Source organism: Mycobacterium seoulense, assembly GCF_010731595.1.
Classification (GTDB): domain Bacteria; phylum Actinomycetota; class Actinomycetes; order Mycobacteriales; family Mycobacteriaceae; genus Mycobacterium; species Mycobacterium seoulense.
This window is the reverse complement of record NZ_AP022582.1, coordinates 3,986,302-4,007,557: the sequence shown is the minus strand read 5'-3', so window position 1 is coordinate 4,007,557 and position 21,256 is coordinate 3,986,302. Positions and strand designations below refer to the sequence as shown.

The following is a 21,256-nucleotide window of genomic DNA, read 5'->3' as shown; positions in this document are numbered from 1 at the left end:
CATAAGTCGAATGGGTAACTATCGTCCACGAGAAATTTTTCTCGACCACATTGGAGGTCACCATGCGTGGCAGCGGAATCATCGGCACCATTGCCCTGGTATGGCTGCTCATCGGAGTGTTCGCGGCGTGGCAACGCGATTACTTCAAGGGTGACTCAACCAGCTGTGTAACGGCGGGAAACATCGCGTTGACCGTCATCGCGGGGCCTTTGAATTACGGGGGCGTCAACCCGAAAGTCAAGGACTGCCATGTTCCGCAGCCCAGTTCAATGCCTGGTGTCCTACTGCCCCTCACCTAAAGGAGTCGTCATGATTGTCTTGGGCGTAGTCCTGCTAATTCTCGGATTTGTATTCAGCGTGCCATTGCTGTGGGAAATCGGTGTCGTCGTGTTAGTCATCGGCGCCGTGTTGTGGATTATGGGCTCGATCGGCCGTCCAGTCGCCGGCCGGCGCTATTGGTATTAGCCACCACGCCGGAAAACGGGATCGCGCGACTGCTCGAGTAGTCGCGCGATCCCATTCACAGCGCACGCAAAGGTTGGCCATAGCGACGGCTCAGCGCGGTGCGCATACTGGAACCTGTGACCCAGTCCCGAGCCTCCGTCGAGCGGGTGGTCATGTGTCGGGCCGACGGCAATCCGATCAACGTCTTGGTCGTGGACGACGAGGCAGTCCTGGCTGAAATGGTGTCCATGGCGCTGCGGTACGAGGGCTGGAACATCGCCACCGCGGGCGACGGCGCATCGGCCGTCGCGGCCGCCCGCGCCCAGCGCCCCGACGTCGTCGTCCTCGATGTGATGTTGCCCGACATGAGCGGGCTCGACGTGTTGCACAAGCTGCGCGAGGAGAACCCGCAGCTTCCGGTGCTCCTGCTGACGGCCAAGGACGCCGTCGAGGACCGCATCGCCGGGCTGACCGCGGGCGGCGACGACTATGTCACGAAACCGTTCAGTATCGAAGAGGTGGTGCTGCGGCTGCGCGCGCTGCTCCGGCGCACCGGCGTGACGACCTTGGACAGCGGCGCGCAGCTGGTGGTCGGCGACCTGGTGCTCGACGAGGACAGTCACGAGGTGACCCGCGCCGGCGAGCCGATCGCGCTGACCTCCACCGAGTTCGAATTGCTGCGGTTCATGATGCGCAACTCCAAGCGGGTGCTGAGCAAGGCCCAGATCCTCGACCGGGTGTGGAGCTATGACTTCGGCGGCCGGTCCAACATCGTCGAGCTCTACATCTCCTATCTGCGCAAGAAAATCGACAACGGTCGCGACCCCATGATCCACACGCTGCGTGGCGCGGGTTATGTCCTCAAGCCGGCTCGCTAGGAGCGATCGCGAGCGCGGCGCAGCCGGGCGAAGCGGGTCGCGACCGCCTACCGATTCACGGCGGGCCTGGTCCCTGCGGCTGCGGTTGCTCGTCGGGCAGATCGTCGTGCTGGCCATCGTGTGCGTCGGCATCACCGCGGTGACCGAACTGGCGCTCAACCACCACCTGGTGAAGCAGCTCGACGGGCAACTCGCCGGCACGTCTTTCCGCTCGGCGTTGATGTACCCCGAACCCAACCACCCGGGATGGCGGCACGAGCATTCCTACTATCCGCGGCCGGGCCCCGGGCCCCGATTCCTGGACGCCCCCGGCCAGCCGGCGGGCATGGTGGCCGCGGTCGTCAACCACGGCAAGACCGTGGACGCCGGCTACCTGACCAGCAGCGGGGCCCGCGACGCGCTGACCCCCGCCGCCCAAACCCAACTGGAACAGATCGCCGCGAGCCGCGCCCCGGCCACCGTGGACCTCGACGGCCTGGGCCGCTACCGGGTGATGGCGGCCCCGAGCCGCAATGGTGGCGACACCATCGTCACCGGCCTCTCGATGTCCAACATCGACGCCACCCTGATCCGCATGCTGATCATCTTCGGGATCGTCACCGTGATCGCACTGGCGGCGGCGACGATCGCCGGGGTCGTCATCATCCGGCGGGCGCTGGCGCCGCTGCGCCGCGTCGCGCAGACCGCCAGCAAGGTGGCCGACCTGCCGCTGGACCGCGGTGAGGTCGAGCTGCCGGTCCGGGTGCGCGAATCCGACGCCAACCCCGCCACCGAGGTCGGGCAACTCGGGTCGGCCCTCAACCGCATGCTCGACCACATCGCGTCCGCGCTCTCGGCCCGGCAGGCCAGCGAGACCCGCGTCCGCCAGTTCGTCGCCGACGCCAGCCACGAACTGCGCACGCCCCTGGCCGCGATCCGCGGCTACACCGAACTCACCCAGCGCATGGGCGACGACCGCGAGGCGGTGGAGCATGCGATGAGCCGGGTGGCCTCCGAGACGGAACGGATGACGCGCCTGGTCGAGGACCTGCTGCTGCTCGCCCGCCTGGACTCCGGCCGGCCGCTGGAACGGGAGACGGTTGATTTGTCGCGGGTGGCCGTCGACGCGGTCAACGACGCGCACGTCGCCGGGCCGGACCATCTGTGGGAACTCGACCTGCCGGAGGAGCCGGTGATCATCACGGGCGACGCGGCCCGGCTGCACCAGGTGCTGAGCAACCTGCTCGCCAACGCCCGGCTGCACACCGGCGCGGGCACGGTCGTGACCACGCGACTGAGCACCGAGCCCGCGCACACCGTGCTGCAGGTCATCGACAACGGCCCCGGCATCCCGCCGGCGCTCCAATCCGAGGTGTTCGAGCGGTTCGCCCGCGGTGATACGTCACGTTCCCGCAAGGGTGGCAGCACCGGGTTGGGGCTGGCGATCGTGTCCGCCGTCGTCAAGGCCCACAACGGGACGATCACGGTGAACAGCTCACCCGGCCACACCGAGTTCACGGTGCGGTTGCCACTCAACGGGTGGCAACCGCCCGTGCCCTCGACTAGCTAGAGCAGGTCACATCGATTTCGAACGGCTTGTTCACGGGCTGCATGGGGTTGGCCATGTCGACCCCGGTGGCCGTTCCGGTGATCTTGTAGCTGTTGCCGTTCTTCTCGGCGGTGGCGTTGCCCTGGCCGGTTCCGGAGGTGTAGCCGAGCGTCACGCCGTTGACGTTGCCCAGGCCGACGGACTTCACCTGCGGCGGGCTGGCGTCGGTGAGGACGGCGGCGATGCCGGTCGCCGCGCCACCGATAGCGATGTTGACGGTGCCGCCCGCGGAGGTGCACACGACGGAGCCGCTCACGTTCTGGTCCTTGCCGTCGATGAGGACCTTGGTTCCGCTGGCAGCGCCCGCCGAGGTGTTCACGGCGGAGCTGGTGCCCGAACCGCCCGAACTCGACTTGTTGCTCGAACAGCCGGAAATACCGGCGGCCAGAATTGCCGCTCCAGCCACCACGACCGTCAGTCCACGCTTCACGTGTTCTCCTTTGCCCGAAAGTTGCGACCCTCGGCATTGAGGGCCGTCTGGCAGTATGCGGGTTAACTGCGCCGAAAATGTGGGGTTCCGCGTAATTGCTTCCCGTGGCCGCTGGTCAATTGACGGGATGCGGTCGAAGGGCCTCGGGGAATGGCCCGTGGATGGCACTGTATTGGCGTGCAGCACAAACCTCCCACCGCAGTCATCCAGGCGGCGCACGGCGCGCACGCGCTGCCAGTGCATGACGACGCGGACTTTCACGACACCGATCGCGGGTTCATCGCCGCCCTGTCCCCGTGCGTCATCAGGGCGGCCGACGGCCGCGTGGTGTGGGACAACGACGCCTACTCCTTCCTCGACGGCCCCGCTCCGACATCGGTGCATCCCAGCCTGTGGCGGCAGTCGACGCTGGCCGCCAAACAGGGCCTCTACGAGGTGGTTTCGGGCATCTACCAGGTCCGCGGCCTCGACATCTCCAACGTCACGTTCGTCGAGGGCGACACCGGCATCATCGTCATCGACCCGCTGGTGTCCACCGAGGTCGCGGCGGCGGCGCTGGCGCTCTACCGTGCCCACCGCGGCGGCGACCGCCCCGTCGTCGCGGTGATCTACACCCACAGCCACGTCGACCACTTCGGCGGGGTGCTGGGCGTCACCTCGCAGGCGGCGGTGGATTCCGGAGCGGTGGCCGTGCTGGCGCCGGAGGGTTTCGTCAAGCACGCGGTGCAGGAGAACGTCTACGCCGGCACGGCGATGGCCCGGCGCGCCACGTACATGTACGGCACCCTGCTGCCCCGCGAGCCGCGGGGCCAGGTCGGCTGCGGGCTGGGTCAGGCGCCGTCGACCGGTGAGGTGGCCATGATCGTGCCCACGATCGACGTCCGCGAGACCGGCGAGAAGCACACCATCGACGGCGTGGAGATCGAGTTCCAGATGGCGCCGGGCACCGAGGCGCCGGCCGAAATGCATTTCTACTTCCCGCGGTTCCGCGCGTTGTGCATGGCCGAGAACGCCACCCACAACCTGCACAACCTGCTGACCCTGCGCGGCGCACTGGTGCGCGACCCGCACGCCTGGTCCGGGTACCTCACCGAGGCGATCGACACCTTCGCCGACCGGACCGACGTGGTCTTCGCCTCCCACCACTGGCCGACCTGGGGCCGGGAGAGCATCGTCGAGTTCCTTTCGCTGCAGCGCGACGTGTACGCCTACCTGCACGACCAGACGCTGCGACTGCTCAACCGCGGCTACACCGGGGTCGAGATCGCCGAGATGTTCCAGATGCCGCCGGCGCTCGATCGCGCCTGGCACACCCACGGGTACTACGGCTCGGTCAGCCACAACGTGAAGGCCGTCTACCAGCGCTACATGGGCTGGTTCGACGGCAACCCCGCCCGGTTGTGGCCGCATCCGCCCGAGGCCCTCGGACCCCGCTACGTCGAGGCGATGGGCGGAATCGACGCGGTCGTCCGGCTGGCCCAAACGGCGTTCGACTCCGGCGACTTCCGTTGGGCGGCAACCCTGCTGGACCACGCGATGTTCACCGACAGCGGCCATGCCGGCGCGAGCGCGTTGTACGCCGACACGCTCGAGCAGCTGGCCTATGGTGCCGAAAACGCGACGTGGCGCAACTTCTTCCTCAGTGGCGCAACCGAATTGCACGACGGGAACTTCGGCACCGCTACGACGGCCACCTCGCCCACCATGCTGTCCCAGCTGACCCCCGAGCAGATCTTCGACAGCCTCGCCATCCGGGTCGACGGGCCGCGGAGCTGGGATCTGGACCTCGCCATCGACATCGCCTTCGCCGATCTGGCCGCCAACTACCGGCTCACCCTGCGCAACGGGGTGCTCATTCACCGCAAGGCGGCGCCCGAACCCGCGACGGCTACCGTTACGGTCCAGCTGGACAGCAAGTCCCGGCTGCTGACGGCGGCGCTGGGCGACTTCACCTCGCCTGGCCTGGAGATCTCCGGTGACCAGGCGGCGCTGCGGGCCTTCCTCGGTGCGCTGGAGCAACCGGACCCGAATTTCAACATCGTCACCCCGTAACGTCGATGACGACCTTGCCCAACACCTTGCGGTCGGCCACATGCCGCAGCGCGGCGGCGGTTTCGGACAAGGGGAATCGCGCACCGATGTACGGGCGGATCGTGCCCGCGGCGAACATCTCCGACAGTTCCCGGATGTCGCGGGCCGCTTCGTCGGGATGGTCGGTCATGAAGGTGCGGATCTCCATGCCGCGCACGCAGACGTCCTTGAGCAGAACGAGATTGAGTGGGATGGCCGGTATCGTGCCCGCGGCATAGCCCAGGGTGACGAAGGTGCCGCCGCGCGCGAGCCCCCGCAGCGCCGGCTCGGCGTACGGCCCGCCGACAGGGTCGATGATCACCCGGGCGGCGTCGCCGGTGAGCTCGCGGATGCGCGATTTCAAATCTTCGCGGTCATAGTCGACGGTCGCCTCGGCGCCGCGTCGCCGGCACAGGTCCAGTTTCTCGGGGCTCGACGCCGCGGCCAGCACCCGCGCCTTCAGCGCGACCGCCAGGTCGACCGCGGCCAACCCGACGCCCCCCGCGGCGCCCAGCACGACGACCCAATCCCCTTCTGTCACCGCCGCGGTCGAGCGCAGCGCGTGATACGCGGTGCGGTAGGTGACGCCGAAGGCCGCGGCTGAGGCGAAGTCGGCGTCGTCGGGCACCGGCGCGGCCTGGCCGGCGTCCAGCAGCGCCCGTTCGGCGAACGCCCCGAACGTGGTCCCGGACACCCGCTGTCCCGGCTCGAACGGCGCGCCGTCGCCGGCGGCGATCACCTCGCCCGCGATCTCGTTGCCCGGTATGAACGGCGGCGGGATCTTGACCTGGTACTTGCCGGCGATGAACAGCACGTCGGGGAAGTTGACCGCGGCGGCGCGCACCCGCACCAGCAGCTGCCCGGGACCCGGGACCGGCTCGTCGACGTCCTCGAGGACCAGGTCTTCCGGGGCGCCGTAGGAACGGCAGACGACCGCGCGCATCAACCGACCCCCAAACCGCGTAGACAGAATCCGACCAGGTGTGCGATGTCGTCCGGTCCTGGCCGGTCGGCCGACCCGATGTATCGTCTCATGGACGCCGCGGTGCAACTGAACACCGCCTCGACGTCGCGCTCGACGTCGGTGCTGCCCAGCGCCGCAACGGGTTTGACGAGAAGATCCCGTAGTGGCCGCATCATCTCCTGATCCGCCGCCGGCCAACTCGTGCGCGGCGAAAGCTGCCCGGCGGCCGCGCGGCTCATGCTGATCAGGTTGGGGTCGGCCACCTGCGCCAGCGTGCCCTCGATCCAGCGCACCACCTGATCGCGCGGCTCGCTCTCCTTGGCCATCTGGTGTTCGAGGTAGGACACGACGATGCCCACCCCGCGTTCCATGACGGCCAGGATGAGATCGTCTTTGCCGGCGAAATACCGGTAGAACGCCTTGTTCGACGTGCCGGCCTCGGCGACGATGTCGCTCACCCGCGGCGGTTCGGGCGCGACCCGTTCCATGACGCGCACCGCGGCGGCCAGGATGCGCTCCACCTCTTCGGTAGCCTCGCGCTGGCGGTCGTCGAGCGCCCGCTCGACCGCTGCGGTCACCCTGCTGCTCACGGCGAATCGGGCAGCGCCGGAACCCGGTCGACGAGGTCGCCGTATTTGGTGCGCGCGGCCTCCCGCCGGATGTCCAGGAGCTCACTGGGCCACTCGGCGTCCTCGGCCTCGTATCCCTTGAGCAGCAGCCGGGCCAGGTTGACCTTGTGGGCCTCGGTCGGGCCGTCGGCCAGACCGAGCGCCACCCCGCCGAGCAGCACGTTGACCAGCGGCAGCTGGTCGGTGGTGCCCAGCGCACCGTGCACCTGGATCGCGCGCAGCCCAATCGATTTGAGTACTTGCGACGCCAGGATCTTGCAGGCGCCGATCTCGGCGCGGGCGGCGTGCTCGCCGGCCGTGTCGATCAGCCAAGCCGCGTGCAGCACCGCGAGCCGGAACGGCATCAGCTCGGTGTAGGAGTCGGCGATGAACGCCTGCACCAGCTGCTTGTCGGCCAGCGAACTGCCTTGGGTGAAACGGCTTTTCGCGCGGCGGGCCATCATCTCCACCGCGCGTTGGGCGAGCCCGATCGACCGCATCGCGTGATGCAGCCGGCCACCGGCCAGCCGGGCCTGCAGGATCATGAAGCCCTGACCGGGTTCGCCCAGCAGCGCGTCCGACGGCACCCGGACTCCGTCGTAGTGCACCAGCGAATGCCCGGGTTCGTGCGGCAGCGCGCCGACCAGGTGGTGGGTGGCCTCGATGATCAGGCCTTCGGTTCCGGCGGGCACCAGGAACGTCGAAGCGCCGCGGTGGACCGGTACGTCGGGGTCGGTGATCGCGACGACGATGAAGAACGATGCGACGGAGGCGTTGGAGGAGAAGTACTTTCGCCCGCTGATCACCCAGTCGTCGCCGTCACGGAAGGCGCGGGTGCGGAAGACGCGCGGGTCGGCGCCGCCCTGCGGCTCCGTCATCGAGAAGCACGAGAAGATCTCCCCGGACAGCAGGCCGGTGAGATAACGGTCCTTCTGTTCCTGGGTTCCGAAGCGGGCGATGATCTCCGCGTTGCCGGTGTCGGGCGCCTGCGTGCCGAACACGATCGGCGCCCAGGGGCTGCGGCCCAGGATCTCGTTGATCAACGTCAGCTTGACCGCTCCGAAGCCCTGGCCGCCCAGTTCGGGCCCCAGATGCGGTGCCCACAGGCCCTGGTCGCGGACCCGCTGCTTGAGCGGGTCGACGATGCGGCGGCGCTCGTCGTTCAGCGGCAGGAACTCGCAACCCGGGAACAGCACCTCGAGGGGCTCCACCTCTTGGCGGACGAAGTCGCGGATCCAGTCGAGCTTGTGCTGAAATTCCGGCTCGGTGGAGAAGTCCCAGGACATAAGCGTGCTCCTACTCGTTCATTTGGTGGCGACCCGCCGCGCTAGGGCAGTCCGCCGTCGGCGCGCAGGATCGAACCGGTGGTGAAGCTGGAGGCGTCGGATGCCAGAAACAATGCGGCCCCGACGATTTCGGCCGGATCCCCGGCGCGTTGCAGCGCCAGGTGGCCGAACGGCTTGCCCTGGGCCGCCTCGAGGTTCCAGGCCTTGCTCACGTCGGTGAGGAACGGGCCGGCCATCAGCGTGTTGACCCGCACCGTGGGTCCGAACGCCTTCGCCAGGGCTTCGGTCATGGCGTTGAGCCCGGCCTTGGCGGCGGCGTAGGGGACGATGTCGGGCGTCGGCCGCAGCGACCCCGCCGTGCTCACGTTGATCATCGACCCGCGGCCGGCCGCCACCATCCGCTCACCCACCAGGGCCGACAATCGGAACGGGCCCTTGAGGTTGAGGTTGAGCACCGCGTCGAACAGCTTCTCGCTGACGTCGGTCAGCTTGTCGTACAACGGTGACATGCCGGCGTTGTTGATCAGCGTGTCGACCTTGCCGAACCGGTCATAGGTGGCGTCGACCAAGCCGTCGAGCTGATCCCAGCGCCCGACGTGCACCTGATACGGCAAGGCGGCGCGCCCGGTTTCCGCCTCGATGTCCTTGGCCGTGGCCGCGCAGTTGTCCATATTTCGGCTGGCGATCACGACGTCGGCGCCGCACCGCGCGGCGGCAAACGCCATCTCGCGGCCGAGCCCCCGGCTGCCGCCGGTGACCAGAACGACCCGGTCGGTCAGATCGAAAAGCTGGTCCGCGTAACCCATTTCAGCGGCCCCCGGAGGACAACGAGTGTGCGAGCTCGGCCGCCGTCGCGATCAGCTGGGGGATCATCGTCCCGAAGGCGTCTTGGACCTTGGGGTCGACCCCTCCTTTTTCGGCCCCCATACGTACCCCGCTTGCGTAGGTCTTTTCCAGCACGATGCCGAGCTTCCAATTGGCCAGCACCAGGTAGTAGTCGATGTTCTCGGTGGAAAGCCCGCTGACCGTCTCGTAGTGCCGCAGCAATTCGCTTCGCGTGGGCATGCCGCTCATGTCCAGATAGAACCCGTCGGCGCGCGGCTCTTCGCCGTCGTAGCCCAGCAGGCACCACGCCAAATCCAGCAGCGGGTCGCCGACCGTCGTCATCTCCCAGTCGACGATCGCGGCCAGCCGCGCCGGCGCGCCGTGGGCGAACATCACGTTGGCGAATTGGTAGTCGCCGTGCATGATGCCCGGCCGGTAGTGCGCGGGCCGGTTGTTCCGCAGCCAGTCCGCGGCCTCGTGCAGGCCGGGCAGTTCGCGCACCTGGTAGGCGTCGAGGAACGCCAGCCAGCGGTCGACCTGCCGCTCGTGGAATCCGTCCGGGCGGCCGAAACCCTCGAGGCCGTGGGCCCGCCAGTCCACCCGGCCCAACTTGGCCGCGCCCTCGACGAGTTGGAAGGCCAGCCCCCGCCGGGCGTTCAGGTCGGTGTCGAACGGCGGTTGCCAACCACCGTCCATCGGGCTCCACCCGTCGATGGCCGCCATGACGTAGAACGGCATACCCAGCACGGCGCCGGTGTCGTCGGCGGCGATCAGCGCCGCGTGCGGGACGTCGGTGCCCGACAGCGCTCGCACCAGCCGGATCTCGCGCAGCAAACCGTCGAGGCGGGCGGCGTCGGCGCGGGCGCCGGGCATTCGGAGCACCATCCGCTCGCCGCCGCGTTCGAGCAGGTACAGCGTGTTCTGCGAACCGCCCTTCAGCTGCTGCAGCCGCGGCTGCTCGCCGTGTCCGGGTGCATCGTTCGCGTCCAGCCAGCGAGCGAGAACGCCCGCGTCCAGTTGGGCCTGGCCTACCGTCGTCATCCGCACACCCCACTCTCTGTCCGGAGAATAGCATTCTCCAACGCCGGGCCCTCCGCTCAGTCCGGCTTGTGGGCGGTCAGCAGGAACCCGGGGGCCATGAAGTGGCCTTCGCCGTCGCGCTCCAAATGGGCCAGCGGGCCGTCGGCAGACGCGGGAGCGTTGCCGTAGACCTTTGCCGGGCGCAGATCGTCGACCCGCCACAGCGTCGAAACGGCCTCGCGCAGCTCGGCTTCGGCGAAACCGCGGGGCCCGCCTCCGCGATCGGCGTCGCCCAGCGCCCCGGCGGCGAAGGCCAGGATGTAGAGCGCCGCCCCGGGGGCGGCCGCGCGGAAGATGGACTGCAGGTAGTCCTGGCGCTTTTCCGGCGGCAGCGCGTGGAACAGGCCGCTGTCCAGAATGGTCGAAAAGCGCCCGTCGTAGCCGCGGAAGTCGGTGACGTCGGCCTGCGCGAACGTCGCCGTCTTCAGTCCCCGGTCCGCGGCCGCCGCGGCGGCGGCCTCGATCGCGGTTGCGCTGCTGTCCAGGCCGATCACCGTGTAGCCCCGCGCGGCAAGTGCCAGCGACAGGGCGGCGTGGCCGCACCCGGCGTCCAGGACCTCGCCGCGGATCTTGCCTTCGCCGATCAGCGCCGCCAGCTCGGGCTGCGGCCGGCCGATGCTCCACGGCGGCGGCGTCTCCTGCCGGTAGGCGGCGTCCCAGTCCATGTTCGGCTCGGTCATTCGTCCTCCTCGAGATCGGCCTTGTGCTGCGCCCCATTTTGCGGGGGCCGCGATGCGTGCTTTGAATGAACACGTCGCGCCCACCACAGACAGGAACGAACACATGCAATTGCTTCTGGTCCGGCACGCGCTGCCGCTGCGCAGCGAACACGGGGAGGGCTCGGACCCGCACCTGTCGGACGAGGGATTGGCACAGATCGAGCGACTGCCCAAGGCGCTGGACCGATTTCCCATTTCCCGGGTGGTGAGCAGCCCGCAGCGGCGCGCCGTCCAGACCGCCGAACCGGTCGCGGCGGCGCGGGAGCTCACCGTCGAGATCGACGACCGCTTCGCCGAATACGACCGGGACCTGCCGCTCTACATCCCGGTCGAGCAGATCCGCGAGGAAATGCCGGAAGAGTGGGCGCGCCTGGCCCAGGGGCACCTGCCCAGCGCGGTCGACGAGGACGCGTTCCTCGCCCGGGTGCGGGCCGCGGTCGACGACCTCGTCGCCGCCGCCGACCCGGAGGACACCGTCGCGGTGTTCAGCCATGGCGGGGTGATCAACGTCCTGCTGCACCAGATCCTGGGCACGTCCCGGTTGTTGTCCTTTCCGGTCGACTACGCCTCGATCACCCGGCTGCTGTTCTCGCGATCGGGTCAGGCGACGGTGGCGGGGGTCAACGGAGTCGAGCACGTCTGGGACCTGCTACCGCGAAATCAACGGTGGTGAGCCGGGTCGCGGCCCGGCGATGGTAAACAAGTCCGGTGACTTCAGCTGACCAACTCGAGGGGCTCGACCTGGCCTCGCTGGACTCCTACCTGCGTTCGCTCGGCATCGGACGCGACGGCGAGTTGCGCGCGGAGTTCATCTCCGGTGGCCGCTCCAATCTGACGTTCCGCGTCTACGACGACGCGACCAGCTGGCTGGTGCGGCGCCCGCCGTTGCACGGGCTGACCCCGTCGGCGCACGACATGGCCCGTGAGTTCCGGGTCGTCGCCGCGCTGCGGGACACCCCCGTCCCCGTGGCGCGCGCGATCGCGCTGTGCGAGGACGACTCGGTGCTGGGCGCCCCGTTCCAGATCGTCGAATTCGTTGCCGGCCAGGTGGTGCGCCGTCGCGCCCAGCTCGAAGCGTTCAGCCACACCGTCATCGAGGGCTGCGTCGACTCGTTGGTCCGCGTCCTCGTCGACCTGCACACCGTCGACCCCGAGGCCGTCGGGCTGGCCGATTTCGGCAAGCCCAGCGGTTACCTGGAGCGACAGGTGCGGCGCTGGGGCTCGCAGTGGGCATTGGTGCGGCTGCCCGACGACCGCCGCGACGCCGACGTCGAGCGCCTGCATTCCGGTCTGCAAGAAGCCATTCCCCAGCAAAGCCGCACATCGATCGTGCACGGCGACTACCGGATCGACAACACGATCCTGGACGCCGACGACCCGACCAAGGTGCGCGCCGTCGTCGACTGGGAGCTGTCCACGCTCGGGGACCCGCTGTCCGACGCGGCCCTGATGTGCGTGTACCGCGACCCCGCGCTGGACTTGATCGTCAACGCGCAGGCCGCCTGGACCTCACCGCTGTTGCCGACGGCCGACGAGCTGGCCGACCGGTATTCGCTGGCCGCCGGTTTGCCGTTGGCGCATTGGGAGTTCTACATGGCGCTGGCCTACTTCAAGCTCGCCATCATCGCCGCCGGCATCGACTTCCGCAGGCGGATGTCGGACCAGGCTCGCGGGATGGACTCCGACCACATGCCGGAGGTCGTGGCGCCGCTGATTTCCCGCGGACTGGGGGAGCTGGCCAAGCTGCCCGGCTAGCCCCTAGCGCGACGCCGCGTGGTGCTTCTTGGCCGCCCGGCGCAGTTGCAGCATTCGCGCGGTCCCGACCGCCACCGTGATCAGACCGCCGACCACGGCCGCCAGCAGGATGGCCACCCCCAGCGGAAGGTTCCAGTGCCAGCCCAAGAACGTAAACGGCGTCTCCGCCGTGTTCTGGGTGATGAAGATCAGCAAGAGAATCAGAATCAGGAAGCCGGCGATCAAGGATGACCACAGCGCGCCGGCGCGGGTGAACCGGATAGCCGGTTCCTTGGGCGCCGTGCCCGGCTTGGACGCGGGCGTGGGTGGCGGCTGGCTGGGCGAGGCAGGGGGGTGGCTGCTCATAGTGTCATCTTTGTCCGATCCGGCACAGAATGAAACCAAACGGCGCAACCGGTCCGCTCGTCACCGCGCACTGGCGATTTGGACGTTAGTGTCGGCGGTATGAGGATGCCGTCGCGCGCGCACCGCGCGATCATCCAGGCGGCGGTGTGGCTCACGGCCATCGGTCTTCTCGCGGCGTGCAGCAGTTCGGACCCGCTGAGCGCCGAGGTCCGCAGCCCGAAGTCCATCGTCGTGGGATCCGGCGACTTCCCGGAATCGCAGATCATCGCCGAGATATACGCACAGGCGTTGCAGGCCAACGGGTTCGATGTCGGACGGCGGATGGGGATCGGTAGTCGAGAGACCTACATTCCTGCACTCGAAGACCATTCCATCGACCTGGTGCCGGAGTACGTCGGCAACCTGCTGCTCTACTTTGCGCCCGAGTCGACGGCAACCATGCTCGGCGCCGTCGAGTTGGAGCTCGACCGCAGGCTCCCGGGGGATTTGACGATCCTGACGCCTTCGCCGGCCACCGACACCGACACCGTGACCGTGACCGGCGGGACGGCCGCTTCCTGGAAGCTGAAGACAATCGCCGACCTGGCGCCGCATTCGGCGGAGGTGCGGTTCGGGGCGCCCTCGGCGTTCGCGAACCGGCCGGCCGGCCTGCCCGGACTTCGGCAGAAGTACGGACTCGACATCAGGCCGGGCAACTTCGTCGCGATCAACGACGGTGGGGGCGCGGTGACGGTGCGCGCCCTGGTGGAGGGAAGGGTCAACGCCGCCAACGTTTTCACCACGTCCCCCGCCATCCCCCAGGAGCATTTGGTGGTGCTCGAAGACCCCGAACACAACTTCGTGGCGGGCAACATTGTGCCGCTGGTCAATTCGCTGAAGAAGTCGGACCGGCTCAAGCAGGTGCTGGACGCCGTGTCGGCGAGGCTGACCACCGCGGGGGTGGCCGGGCTCAACGCCGCGGTGGCTGGGAACTCCGGCGTCGATCCGGATCAGGCCGCGCGGAAATGGCTGCGCGACAACGGCTTCAACCATCCCGTGGGACAATGATCGTCTTCGACGAGGTCAGCAAGGACTTTGCCGACGGGACCACCGCGGTTGACCGGTTGAGCCTGGTGGTCCCGAACGGGAAGTTGACCGTCTTCGTCGGTTCGTCGGGCAGCGGTAAGACCACGGCGCTGCGCATGGTCAATCGCATGATCGAGCCCACGTCCGGCACCATCGCCGTCGACGGCGTGGATGTGTCCACCCTCGACCCGGTGCGCCTGCGCCTCGGCATCGGCTATGTCATCCAGCACGCCGGCCTGATGCCGCACCTGCGGGTGATCGACAACGTCGCAACGGTTCCGGTGCTCAAAGGGCAGTCGCGCCGGGCGGCCCGCGCCGCCGCCTATGAGGTGCTCGAACGCGTGGGGCTCGACACCAAGCTGGCCACGCGCTACCCCGGGCAGCTCTCCGGTGGTGAGCAACAACGCGTCGGCGTGGCGCGTGCACTGGCCGCCGACCCGCCCATCCTGTTGATGGACGAGCCGTTCTCGGCCGTCGACCCCGTGGTCCGCCTCGAACTGCAGAACGAAATTCTGCGCCTGCAAAGCGAATTGCGGAAGACGATCGTCTTCGTCACGCACGACATCGATGAAGCGCTCAAACTCGCCGACCGGGTCGCGGTCTTTCGGGCCGGCTCGTTGCAGCAGTACGACGAACCCGCGCGGCTGCTGTCGCGGCCCGCGAACGACTTCGTGGCCAGGTTCATCGGCCTGGGTCGCGGCTATCGGTGGTTACAGCTCATCGACGCCGCTGGCCTACCGCTGCACGACGTCGAGCGGATACCGGCGGACGACCTGCCCGCCACCCCGCCCGACGGCTGGGCGGTGGTGGTGGACGGTGCGGGCGCGCCGCTTGGCTGGATCGACAGCGAAGGGCTGCGCCGGCATCGAGCCGGCGCGTCGCTGTCCGACAGCATGAGTGGCATCGGCTCGCTGTTCCGGCCCCGCGGGAATCTGAGCCACGCGCTCGACGCGGCGCTGTCGTCGCCCTCGGGCGTGGGCGTCGCGGTTGACGACGGCGGCCGGGTCATCGGCGGTGTGCTGGCCGGCGACGTGCTGGCCGCGGTCGAAGCCCGACGAAGGACCTGACGGGACATCGCCATGCACTACCTGCTCACCCACCTCGACGACGCCTGGGCGCTGGTCGTCATCCATCTGCGGCTGTCGTTGGTGCCGGTGCTGATCGGCCTGGCGGTCGCGGTCCCGCTGGGCGCGGCGGTGCAGCGCGCACCGGTTGCGCGCCGGCTGACGACCGCGGCCGCGAGCGTCGTGTTCACCATCCCGTCGCTGGCGCTGTTCGTGGTCTTACCGACGATCATCGGGACCCGCATCCTCGACGAGGCCAACGTCGTGGTCGCACTGACCGCCTACACCGCGGCGCTGCTGGTGCGAGCCGTGCTCGAAGCGCTGGACGCGGTGCCGGCGCAGGTGCGCGACGCCGCCACCGCGGTCGGCTACTCGCCGACCGCCCGGATGCTGAAAGTTGAACTGCCGCTGTCTATCCCGGTTCTGGTGGCAGGGTTGCGGGTGGTGGTGGTCACCAACATCGCAATGGTCTCGGTGGGTTCGGTGATCGGCATCGGCGGCCTGGGCACCTGGTTCACCGAGGGCTACCAGACCAACAAGAGCGACCAGATCCTCGCGGGCATCATCGCGCTGTTCGTCCTGGCGATCGTCATCGACGCACTGATCGTGGTGGGCGGCCGGCTGGCCACGCCGTGGGAGCGCACCGAGCGCACGCCGCGCCGCCGGTCGGTGGTGGCCCCGATCGTGGGCGGCGCGCGATGAACTTCGTGCAGCGGGCCGTCGCCTACCTGTTGACCCTCGACAACTGGGCCGGCCCGGTCGGGCTGGCGGCGCGTGTCTTGGAGCATCTCGAGTACACGGCCGCCGCCGTGGGCGCCTCGGCCCTGATCGCCGTCCCGGCCGGGCTCATCATCGGGCACACCGGCCGCGGCACCCTGCTGGTGGTGGGCGCGGTCAACGGGTTGCGGGCGCTGCCGACGCTGGGCGTGCTGCTGCTCGGGACGCTGGTGTTCGGGCTGGGCATGGGGCCGCCGTTGGTCGCCCTGATGCTGCTGGGTGTCCCGGCGCTGCTGGCCGGCACGTATGCCGGCATCGCCAGCGTCGAGCCGACCGTGGTCGACGCCGCCCGCGCGATGGGTATGACGGAGGCCCAGGTGTTGTGGGTGGAGGCGCGCAACGCGCTGCCGTTGATCCTGGGCGGGTTGCGCAGCGCGACGCTGCAGGTGGTCGCCACTGCGACGGTCGCGGCCTATGCCAGCCTCGGCGGCCTGGGCAGGTACCTGATCGACGGAATCAAGGAGCGCGAGTTTCACCTCGCGCTGGTCGGCGCCTTGATGGTGGCCGCGTTGGCGCTTGCGCTCGACGGACTGCTGGCGTTGACGGTGTGGGCGTCGGTCCCGGGCACCGGCCGGCTGCGCAAGGCCGCCCGATGGCGTGAGGACCGGGCAGGTACATCACGGGTGGCGGCCACGATTTACGGTAGATGAGTGAACGCAGATTCCTCTGATTCGACTCGGCGCGTGTGGCAGGCGATGCTCACCTGGCGTGCACAGGACGTATCGCGAATGGAATCGGTACGAATCCAGGTGTCCGGCAAGAGAATCAAGGCGAACGGCCGCATCGTGGCCGCCGCCACCGCAACCAACCCGGCATTCGGGGCATATTACGACCTGCAGACCGACGAGACCGGCGCCACCAAGCGGCTCGGGATGACGGTCACGCTGGCCGAGCGGGAACGCGTGCTGTCGATCGCCCGTGACGAAGAGAACATGTGGCTGGTCACCGACCATCAGGGCGAGCGCCGCGCGGCGTACCAGGGCGCCCTCGACTGCGACGTGGTGTTCAGCCCGTTCTTCAACGCGCTACCCATCCGGCGGCTCGGCCTCCATGAACGGGCGGACCCGGTCACGCTGCCGGTGGTGTACGTCAACCTGCCCGAGATGTCCATCACTCCAGAAGTCGTCAGCTACACCAGCTCGGGCGGCCCCGCTGGCATCAAGCTGCGCTCCCCGGTCGCCGACACCACGGTAAGCGTCGACGAAGAGGGTTTCATCGTCGACTATCCAGGCTTGGCAGAGCGGATCTGATCACCCCACCCGCCCGGCCGGCGGCGGCCAACTCCTCGCGCCAGTTCTCGGCGCCGACGATGACGTGGAAGATGTCGGAACGCGGGAAGCTGTCGTAGCGCGTGCGTGCCGCGTGCCCGGCCTCGACGAGCTCGGCCACCGAGTTGTGCCCGGCCAGCGACTCGCGAGCCCGGCTCAGCAACTCGATGACCCGGTCGGCCGTCGGCACCAGCTGGTCGGAGTTGCCCTCACACATCGCCCGCACCAGGTCCGGGGCGGTGGCCGCCACCCGCGTCCCGTCCCGGAACGATCCGGCAGCCAGCGCGAAGGCCAGCGGGACGTCTGCCGCGATGACGGCCAGCGCCTCGGCAAGCAGGTGCGGCAGATGCGAGATGGCCGCCGCCGCGGCGTCGTGGTCGTCGGACTTGGCCGGCACCACCACCGCACCGCAATCCAGCGCCAGCGTCATCACCATGGACCACACCGTCGGGTCGACGTGGTCGTCCACGCTGACCACCCACGGTGCCCTGGTGAACAGGTGGGGGTTACCGGCGGCCCAACCGGAATGGGCGGTGCCGGTCATCGGGTGGCCCCCGACGAAACGCTGCTGCAGACCGGCGGCGATGACCTCGTCGAGCACCGCCCGTTTGACGCTTGTCACGTCGGTCAACGGGCAGGTCGGGGCCAGTTCGCCGACGTGGGCGAGCATGCCGGCCATCGCCGGCATGGGCACTGCGAGCACGATCAGCGCGCCGGTGTCGGCGGCGCGCGTCAATGTCGCGGTGAGGTCGGTGGTGGCGTCGAAACCGTCGGCGGAGGCCCCATGCGCGCCTTCCACCGATCGGTTGTAGCCGAACACTTCCCGGCCGGCCGCCGTGGCGGCCCGCATGATCGAGCCCCCGATCAGCCCCAGCCCGAGCACGCACACCGGTGGTTGAGAAACAGGGCGAGCCACAAAAGCAAGGTTGGCACAACCCGGCGGCGATGCTGCGTCCAGATGCCGCCGTGTCCGGCTCCATCTGGTCACGGGGGCTGGTCTGCGACTACCGTAAGCGGCCATGGGAGCACAACGGGCCCCTGCCCAAGGCCTGTCCGCCGATACGCCGGACGGTTTCGGCGTGGCGGTCGTCCGCGAGGAGGGCCAGTGGCGGTGTGCCCCGATGGCCCGGAAATCGCTGACGAGCCTCAACGCCGCCGAGACGGAGCTGCGGGAGTTACGCAGCGCCGGCGCCGTGTTCGGGCTGCTCGACGTGGATGACGAGTTCTTCGTGATCGTGCGCCCCGCGCCGTCGGGGACGCGCCTGCTGTTGTCGGACGCCACCGCCGCGCTGGACTACGACATCGCCGCCGAGGTGCTGGACAAGCTGGATGCCGACATCGACCCCGAGGACCTGGAGGATTCCGACCCCTTCGAGGAGGGCGACCTCGGGTTGTTGTCCGACATCGGGCTGCCCGAGGCGGTACTGGGCGTCATCCTCGACGAGGCCGACCTGTACGCGGACGAGCAGCTCGGCCGCATCGCCAGGGAGATGGGCTTCGCCGACCAGCTGTCGGCCGTGATCGACCGCATCGGTCGGTGATCGCAAGCGCGGCCGTGGCGATCGCAAGCGCGGCCGTAGCCGGGCGCAGCGGGTCGCCACGAATGACGCAGCCGGGCGCAGCGGGTCGCCACGAATGACGCAGCCGGGCGCAGCGGGTCGCCGCCATCAGCCCCGGTCGGTGATCGCTGACGAAGACCTTATCCGCACCGCGTTGTCGGTCGCCGCGACGGCGGGTCCGCGCGATGTGCCCATCGGTGCGGTGGTGGTCGGCGCCGACGGAACCGAGCTGGCCCGCGCGGTGAATGCCCGGGAAGCCCTGGGCGACCCCACGGCGCACGCCGAGATCCTGGCGCTGCGCGCGGCGGCCGGCGCGCTCGGAGACGGGTGGCGACTGGAGGGCGCCACGCTGGCGGTCACCGTCGAACCGTGCACGATGTGCGCCGGCGCGCTCGTCCTGGCCCGTGTCGGCCGGCTGGTGTTCGGCGCGTGGGAGCCCAAGACGGGCGCGGTCGGATCGTTGTGGGACGTGGTCCGCGATCGGCGGCTCAATCATCGCCCCGAAGTGCGCGGCGGCGTGCTTGCCGAAGAGTGCGCCGCACCGCTCGAAGCCTTCTTCGCGCGCCAGCGATTGGGGTAAGGGGCCGACCGTTCGGTAAGCTGCACGGCGGTGGCGTGTCCGAGCGGCCTAAGGAGCACGCCTCGAAAGCGTGTGACGGCTAACACCGTCCGAGGGTTCAAATCCCTCCGCCACCGCCAAACTGACCGCTATTGCGTTCTCGCGAGGCGATCTCGCGGAACGCGAGGCTGGATCACGCCTTCGCAAAGCAGTACATCCGGTATTCCGTGGTGCCCCCACTCTGCAGACCCTCGTACGCTCCGCACACGAGCCGGTGGCCGCGGGCCGCGATAACGCTGCGTGCGACTGCAGGCACAACGGCATTGACGAACGCCACCCACCATTGTGCGTTTTGCTCCATCGCGCGCACGACTTCTAAATTGATCACCCGGTGCGAGAGCGCCCGAAGAGGCGCGTCGGCTAACTGCGCTTCCCAGCCGGCAATACAGTCCGCGTATCGGAAATCGGCGTACAGAAGATGGCCTTCCGGGCGCAGCACGCGCGCCACCTCTGCGAGAAAACGGGGAAACTGAGAGTAGAGGTGTGAGGATTCGATATTGATCACCGCGTCGAAGGATTGGTCGGGGAATGGCAAGTTTTCGGCGTCGCCTTGCAAGAATTCCAGACCGGCCACCTTGTGCCTTTTCCGGCAAAAGGCGATACCTGCCGAGTTCAAATCCAGTCCGGTGTAGGAGGCCGGTTGCAGGGTGCGCATGAGGTATGAGGCCCCACCGCCGTGGCCGCAACCGACCTCCAGCACGTCTTTACCGTAGAGATCGACCTGAGTCGCCGTGCGGTGATAAAGCTGGATAAAGAACCTGTGGGGCTCGTCCGAGGGGGACAGCGGCACCCCCATTGGCGGGTCCTCTTCGTAGCCATAGTTGAAGAACAAAACATCATTCGCGGCAAGCCGGCGGGTTAAGTAGCGATACAAGAACTTCTGGTAGAAGTACTCGTAAATATAGTGCGCATACTTCTCATTGACCTTGCAAAGAAGCAGGCCGCGAAGGTTGCGCTCTTGGCCTTGGAGCGCCATGGGCGGAGCATAGCAAAAGCCGGTGTGGTTCCGATCGCATTCAATGCGGTCGACGCAAAGCCGATTGTCCGCCTGGCTGGCTACCCTTCTTCATTGTGAGTGCACCGTTTTCGGGGGTGGCATCCAATTCGTCAGCGGCGGTTCCGGCCCCGAGCAGGGTGCAGCCGTTACCTGAGCCAGCGCACATCCGTGCTCTCAGGGCAGGCCCGACGCGAGTGCTCCGCCACCGCCAAAGACCTTCACCTCCTACCGGGCAGGGTCGCTCGTTTGCGTTCTCAGCGCGGCGCATGTCGGTGCAGCGAGTGGATTGCGATTCTGGGCCATGCGTGGCCGAAGGTGGATAGCATTGCCTTACTGAGCACTGCAAGGCACGCAGTAAGAGGCCACATGACGAAGAAAGTCGAACTCGTCGCCAGCTTCTCGCTGTGTTGTGTCGTCATCGCGACGGCCGGCACCGTTTCTGAATTCGTCGCGCGCGCAGACGACTCCGTTGCTGTGCTGTACGGCGGCGTCAGCGGGCTTCGTCAGCCTTGCGGGCCACTCACAGACGACCCGCGGTTGAGGGTGGCAGCGCAGCGGCACGCCGACGACATGCTGCGCACCGGTTTAAGCGGGCATATCGGTTCGGACGGCTCTTCGCCGCGGACGCGCATCGCAGAAGCCGGCTACAACCGGACCCCCGCCACGGGTGAGATCGTTTATTGGGGCACTGGGTCAGCGGCGAATCCCACCCAGGCCCTCGACTCGTGGATGCAAAGCCCTCCACACCGAGCGATCATCGTGAACTGCGCTTTCACCGCGGGCGGCTTCGCCACCGCCTCCGACGGCACCAAGATGACCGTGGTGGGTGACTTCGCGGCTCCCTAAGTCGTTGCGGTGCAGGAAATTTCGTTGCTCGCCGGAAGGCGTCGCATCTTCCCCCTCTTTACCTATTTG

The 21,256-nt window shown here is 68.3% G+C and carries 23 protein-coding genes, 1 tRNA gene and 2 pseudogenes; 16 read left to right on the top strand and 10 right to left on the bottom strand.

Going from position 1 to position 21,256, the window contains the following annotated elements; all coding sequences use genetic code 11:
* The first annotated feature begins 50 nt into the window (after positions 1-50).
* From G6N37_RS18565 to G6N37_RS18555, 4 genes are all read left to right on the top strand, one after another.
* The gene (locus G6N37_RS18565; protein WP_082972912.1) at positions 51-299 is read left to right on the top strand and encodes a hypothetical protein; all 249 of its coding nucleotides are present in this window, start codon (positions 51-53) and stop codon (positions 297-299) included.
* 10 nt (positions 300-309) lie between these two features.
* Positions 310-465: a DUF6131 family protein gene (locus G6N37_RS25875; protein ID WP_090419013.1), complete on the top strand. Its 156-nt coding sequence runs from the start codon at positions 310-312 to the stop codon at positions 463-465.
* 152 nt (positions 466-617) lie between these two features.
* The gene (locus G6N37_RS18560; protein WP_163685214.1) at positions 618-1,322 is read left to right on the top strand and encodes a response regulator transcription factor; all 705 of its coding nucleotides are present in this window, start codon (positions 618-620) and stop codon (positions 1,320-1,322) included.
* Positions 1,300-2,871, top strand: coding sequence for a sensor histidine kinase (locus G6N37_RS18555; protein WP_232075071.1), 1,572 nt, complete (start codon positions 1,300-1,302; stop codon positions 2,869-2,871). The genes G6N37_RS18560 and G6N37_RS18555 overlap by 23 nt, the downstream gene beginning before the upstream one ends.
* Here G6N37_RS18555 and G6N37_RS18550 read toward each other — a convergent pair.
* Entirely contained in the window at positions 2,864-3,340 is a 477-nt protein-coding gene (locus tag G6N37_RS18550; RefSeq protein WP_163682617.1) for a lipoprotein LpqH, read from the bottom strand. The genes G6N37_RS18555 and G6N37_RS18550 overlap by 8 nt on opposite strands.
* 171 nt (positions 3,341-3,511) lie before the next feature.
* Here G6N37_RS18550 and G6N37_RS18545 point away from each other — a divergent pair, with 171 nt between their 5' ends.
* Positions 3,512-5,392 carry an alkyl/aryl-sulfatase gene (locus tag G6N37_RS18545; RefSeq protein WP_163685212.1) on the top strand — a complete coding sequence of 627 codons (1,881 nt, stop codon included), beginning with the start codon at positions 3,512-3,514 and terminating at the stop codon, positions 5,390-5,392.
* On the opposite strand, the gene G6N37_RS18540 is transcribed toward G6N37_RS18545, so the two are convergent.
* The 6 genes from G6N37_RS18540 to G6N37_RS18515 are packed head-to-tail and all read right to left on the bottom strand — an operon-like array spanning position 5,382 to position 10,853.
* Positions 5,382-6,353 (bottom strand): NADPH:quinone oxidoreductase family protein, encoded by a 972-nt coding sequence (locus tag G6N37_RS18540; RefSeq protein ID WP_163682615.1) that lies wholly within the window; start codon positions 6,351-6,353, stop codon positions 5,382-5,384. The two genes, G6N37_RS18545 and G6N37_RS18540, sit on opposite strands and share 11 nt — an antisense overlap.
* The gene (locus G6N37_RS18535; RefSeq protein WP_163682613.1) at positions 6,353-6,964 is read right to left on the bottom strand and encodes a TetR/AcrR family transcriptional regulator; all 612 of its coding nucleotides are present in this window, start codon (positions 6,962-6,964) and stop codon (positions 6,353-6,355) included. Before G6N37_RS18535 ends, G6N37_RS18540 begins: the two co-directional genes overlap by 1 nt.
* The gene (locus G6N37_RS18530; RefSeq protein WP_163682611.1) at positions 6,961-8,268 is read right to left on the bottom strand and encodes an acyl-CoA dehydrogenase family protein; all 1,308 of its coding nucleotides are present in this window, start codon (positions 8,266-8,268) and stop codon (positions 6,961-6,963) included. Before G6N37_RS18530 ends, G6N37_RS18535 begins: the two co-directional genes overlap by 4 nt.
* A 41-nt stretch (positions 8,269-8,309) precedes the next feature.
* Positions 8,310-9,074, bottom strand: coding sequence for an SDR family NAD(P)-dependent oxidoreductase (locus G6N37_RS18525; RefSeq protein ID WP_163682609.1), 765 nt, complete (start codon positions 9,072-9,074; stop codon positions 8,310-8,312).
* A 1-nt stretch (position 9,075) separates the two neighbouring features.
* Complete coding sequence (locus G6N37_RS18520) at positions 9,076-10,134, bottom strand: phosphotransferase family protein (RefSeq protein WP_163682607.1); 1,059 nt, start codon at positions 10,132-10,134, stop codon at positions 9,076-9,078.
* Positions 10,135-10,190: 56 nt separating this feature from the next.
* Positions 10,191-10,853 (bottom strand): class I SAM-dependent methyltransferase, encoded by a 663-nt coding sequence (locus tag G6N37_RS18515; protein WP_163682606.1) that lies wholly within the window; start codon positions 10,851-10,853, stop codon positions 10,191-10,193.
* Positions 10,854-10,956: 103 nt separating this feature from the next.
* Between G6N37_RS18515 and G6N37_RS18510 the strand changes: the two genes are divergently transcribed.
* Positions 10,957-11,565 carry a histidine phosphatase family protein gene (locus tag G6N37_RS18510; RefSeq protein ID WP_163682604.1) on the top strand — a complete coding sequence of 203 codons (609 nt, stop codon included), beginning with the start codon at positions 10,957-10,959 and terminating at the stop codon, positions 11,563-11,565.
* A 35-nt stretch (positions 11,566-11,600) separates the two neighbouring features.
* Positions 11,601-12,647: a phosphotransferase family protein gene (locus G6N37_RS18505; RefSeq protein WP_163682602.1), complete on the top strand. Its 1,047-nt coding sequence runs from the start codon at positions 11,601-11,603 to the stop codon at positions 12,645-12,647.
* A 3-nt stretch (positions 12,648-12,650) separates the two neighbouring features.
* Here G6N37_RS18505 and G6N37_RS18500 read toward each other — a convergent pair whose 3' ends face one another.
* Positions 12,651-12,992, bottom strand: coding sequence for a LapA family protein (locus tag G6N37_RS18500; RefSeq protein WP_163682601.1), 342 nt, complete (start codon positions 12,990-12,992; stop codon positions 12,651-12,653).
* 99 nt (positions 12,993-13,091) lie between these two features.
* On the opposite strand from G6N37_RS18500, the gene G6N37_RS18495 reads away from it, so the two are divergent.
* The 5 genes and pseudogenes from G6N37_RS18495 to G6N37_RS18475 all read left to right on the top strand — a co-directional run bounded on the left by G6N37_RS18495 (position 13,092) and on the right by G6N37_RS18475 (position 17,148).
* Positions 13,092-14,039 carry an ABC transporter substrate-binding protein gene (locus tag G6N37_RS18495; protein ID WP_163682599.1) on the top strand — a complete coding sequence of 316 codons (948 nt, stop codon included), beginning with the start codon at positions 13,092-13,094 and terminating at the stop codon, positions 14,037-14,039.
* Positions 14,036-15,146 (top strand): annotated as a pseudogene (locus tag G6N37_RS18490) (ABC transporter ATP-binding protein); the annotation flags it as partial. The gene G6N37_RS18495 and the pseudogene G6N37_RS18490, both read left to right, overlap by 4 nt.
* Complete coding sequence (locus G6N37_RS18485) at positions 15,137-15,823, top strand: ABC transporter permease (RefSeq protein WP_163682595.1); 687 nt, start codon at positions 15,137-15,139, stop codon at positions 15,821-15,823. The pseudogene G6N37_RS18490 and the gene G6N37_RS18485, both read left to right, overlap by 10 nt.
* Positions 15,820-16,544, top strand: a pseudogene (locus G6N37_RS18480) (ABC transporter permease). Before G6N37_RS18485 ends, G6N37_RS18480 begins: the two are co-directional and overlap by 4 nt.
* A 4-nt stretch (positions 16,545-16,548) precedes the next feature.
* Complete coding sequence (locus G6N37_RS18475) at positions 16,549-17,148, top strand: putative glycolipid-binding domain-containing protein (RefSeq protein ID WP_163682591.1); 600 nt, start codon at positions 16,549-16,551, stop codon at positions 17,146-17,148.
* Here G6N37_RS18475 and G6N37_RS18470 read toward each other — a convergent pair.
* The gene (locus G6N37_RS18470; RefSeq protein WP_179961904.1) at positions 17,111-18,055 is read right to left on the bottom strand and encodes a prephenate dehydrogenase; all 945 of its coding nucleotides are present in this window, start codon (positions 18,053-18,055) and stop codon (positions 17,111-17,113) included. The two genes, G6N37_RS18475 and G6N37_RS18470, sit on opposite strands and share 38 nt — an antisense overlap.
* Positions 18,056-18,185: 130 nt before the next feature.
* On the opposite strand from G6N37_RS18470, the gene G6N37_RS18465 reads away from it, so the two are divergent.
* The 3 genes from G6N37_RS18465 (at position 18,186) to G6N37_RS18455 (ending at position 19,424) form a co-directional block, all read left to right on the top strand.
* Positions 18,186-18,707, top strand: coding sequence for a tRNA adenosine deaminase-associated protein (locus G6N37_RS18465; RefSeq protein WP_163682587.1), 522 nt, complete (start codon positions 18,186-18,188; stop codon positions 18,705-18,707).
* 139 nt (positions 18,708-18,846) lie between these two features.
* On the top strand, positions 18,847-19,305 hold the full coding sequence (locus G6N37_RS18460; protein ID WP_163682585.1) for a nucleoside deaminase: 459 nt from the start codon (positions 18,847-18,849) through the stop codon (positions 19,303-19,305).
* A 29-nt stretch (positions 19,306-19,334) separates the two neighbouring features.
* A tRNA-Ser gene (locus G6N37_RS18455) sits at positions 19,335-19,424 on the top strand.
* A 53-nt stretch (positions 19,425-19,477) separates the two neighbouring features.
* Here G6N37_RS18455 and mtf2 read toward each other — a convergent pair.
* Complete coding sequence (mtf2, locus tag G6N37_RS18450; RefSeq protein ID WP_163682583.1) at positions 19,478-20,320, bottom strand: fatty-acid O-methyltransferase Mtf2; 843 nt, start codon at positions 20,318-20,320, stop codon at positions 19,478-19,480.
* Positions 20,321-20,707: 387 nt separating this feature from the next.
* Between mtf2 and G6N37_RS18445 the strand changes: the two genes are divergently transcribed.
* Positions 20,708-21,187, top strand: coding sequence for a CAP domain-containing protein (locus tag G6N37_RS18445; protein WP_174813848.1), 480 nt, complete (start codon positions 20,708-20,710; stop codon positions 21,185-21,187).
* The last annotated feature ends 69 nt before the right edge of the window (positions 21,188-21,256 follow it).

What these genes read in the sequence shown, in the direction of transcription:
- G6N37_RS25875 (WP_090419013.1), top strand. Translation starts at nt 310, where the DNA reads ATGATTGTCTTGGGCGTAGTCCTGCTAATTCTCGGATTTGTATTCAGC.
- G6N37_RS18560 (WP_163685214.1), top strand. Translation starts at nt 618, where the DNA reads ATGTGTCGGGCCGACGGCAATCCGATCAACGTCTTGGTCGTGGACGAC.
- G6N37_RS18555 (WP_232075071.1), top strand. Translation starts at nt 1,300, where the DNA reads ATGTCCTCAAGCCGGCTCGCTAGGAGCGATCGCGAGCGCGGCGCAGCC.
- G6N37_RS18540 (WP_163682615.1), bottom strand. Translation starts at nt 6,353, where the DNA reads ATGCGCGCGGTCGTCTGCCGTTCCTACGGCGCCCCGGAAGACCTGGTC.
- G6N37_RS18530 (WP_163682611.1), bottom strand. Translation starts at nt 8,268, where the DNA reads ATGTCCTGGGACTTCTCCACCGAGCCGGAATTTCAGCACAAGCTCGAC.
- G6N37_RS18525 (WP_163682609.1), bottom strand. Translation starts at nt 9,074, where the DNA reads ATGGGTTACGCGGACCAGCTTTTCGATCTGACCGACCGGGTCGTTCTG.
- G6N37_RS18520 (WP_163682607.1), bottom strand. Translation starts at nt 10,134, where the DNA reads ATGACGACGGTAGGCCAGGCCCAACTGGACGCGGGCGTTCTCGCTCGC.
- G6N37_RS18515 (WP_163682606.1), bottom strand. Translation starts at nt 10,853, where the DNA reads ATGACCGAGCCGAACATGGACTGGGACGCCGCCTACCGGCAGGAGACG.
- G6N37_RS18510 (WP_163682604.1), top strand. Translation starts at nt 10,957, where the DNA reads ATGCAATTGCTTCTGGTCCGGCACGCGCTGCCGCTGCGCAGCGAACAC.
- G6N37_RS18500 (WP_163682601.1), bottom strand. Translation starts at nt 12,992, where the DNA reads ATGAGCAGCCACCCCCCTGCCTCGCCCAGCCAGCCGCCACCCACGCCC.
- G6N37_RS18495 (WP_163682599.1), top strand. Translation starts at nt 13,092, where the DNA reads ATGAGGATGCCGTCGCGCGCGCACCGCGCGATCATCCAGGCGGCGGTG.
- G6N37_RS18485 (WP_163682595.1), top strand. Translation starts at nt 15,137, where the DNA reads ATGCACTACCTGCTCACCCACCTCGACGACGCCTGGGCGCTGGTCGTC.
- G6N37_RS18465 (WP_163682587.1), top strand. Translation starts at nt 18,186, where the DNA reads ATGGGAGCACAACGGGCCCCTGCCCAAGGCCTGTCCGCCGATACGCCG.
- mtf2 (WP_163682583.1), bottom strand. Translation starts at nt 20,320, where the DNA reads ATGGCGCTCCAAGGCCAAGAGCGCAACCTTCGCGGCCTGCTTCTTTGC.
- G6N37_RS18445 (WP_174813848.1), top strand. Translation starts at nt 20,708, where the DNA reads ATGACGAAGAAAGTCGAACTCGTCGCCAGCTTCTCGCTGTGTTGTGTC.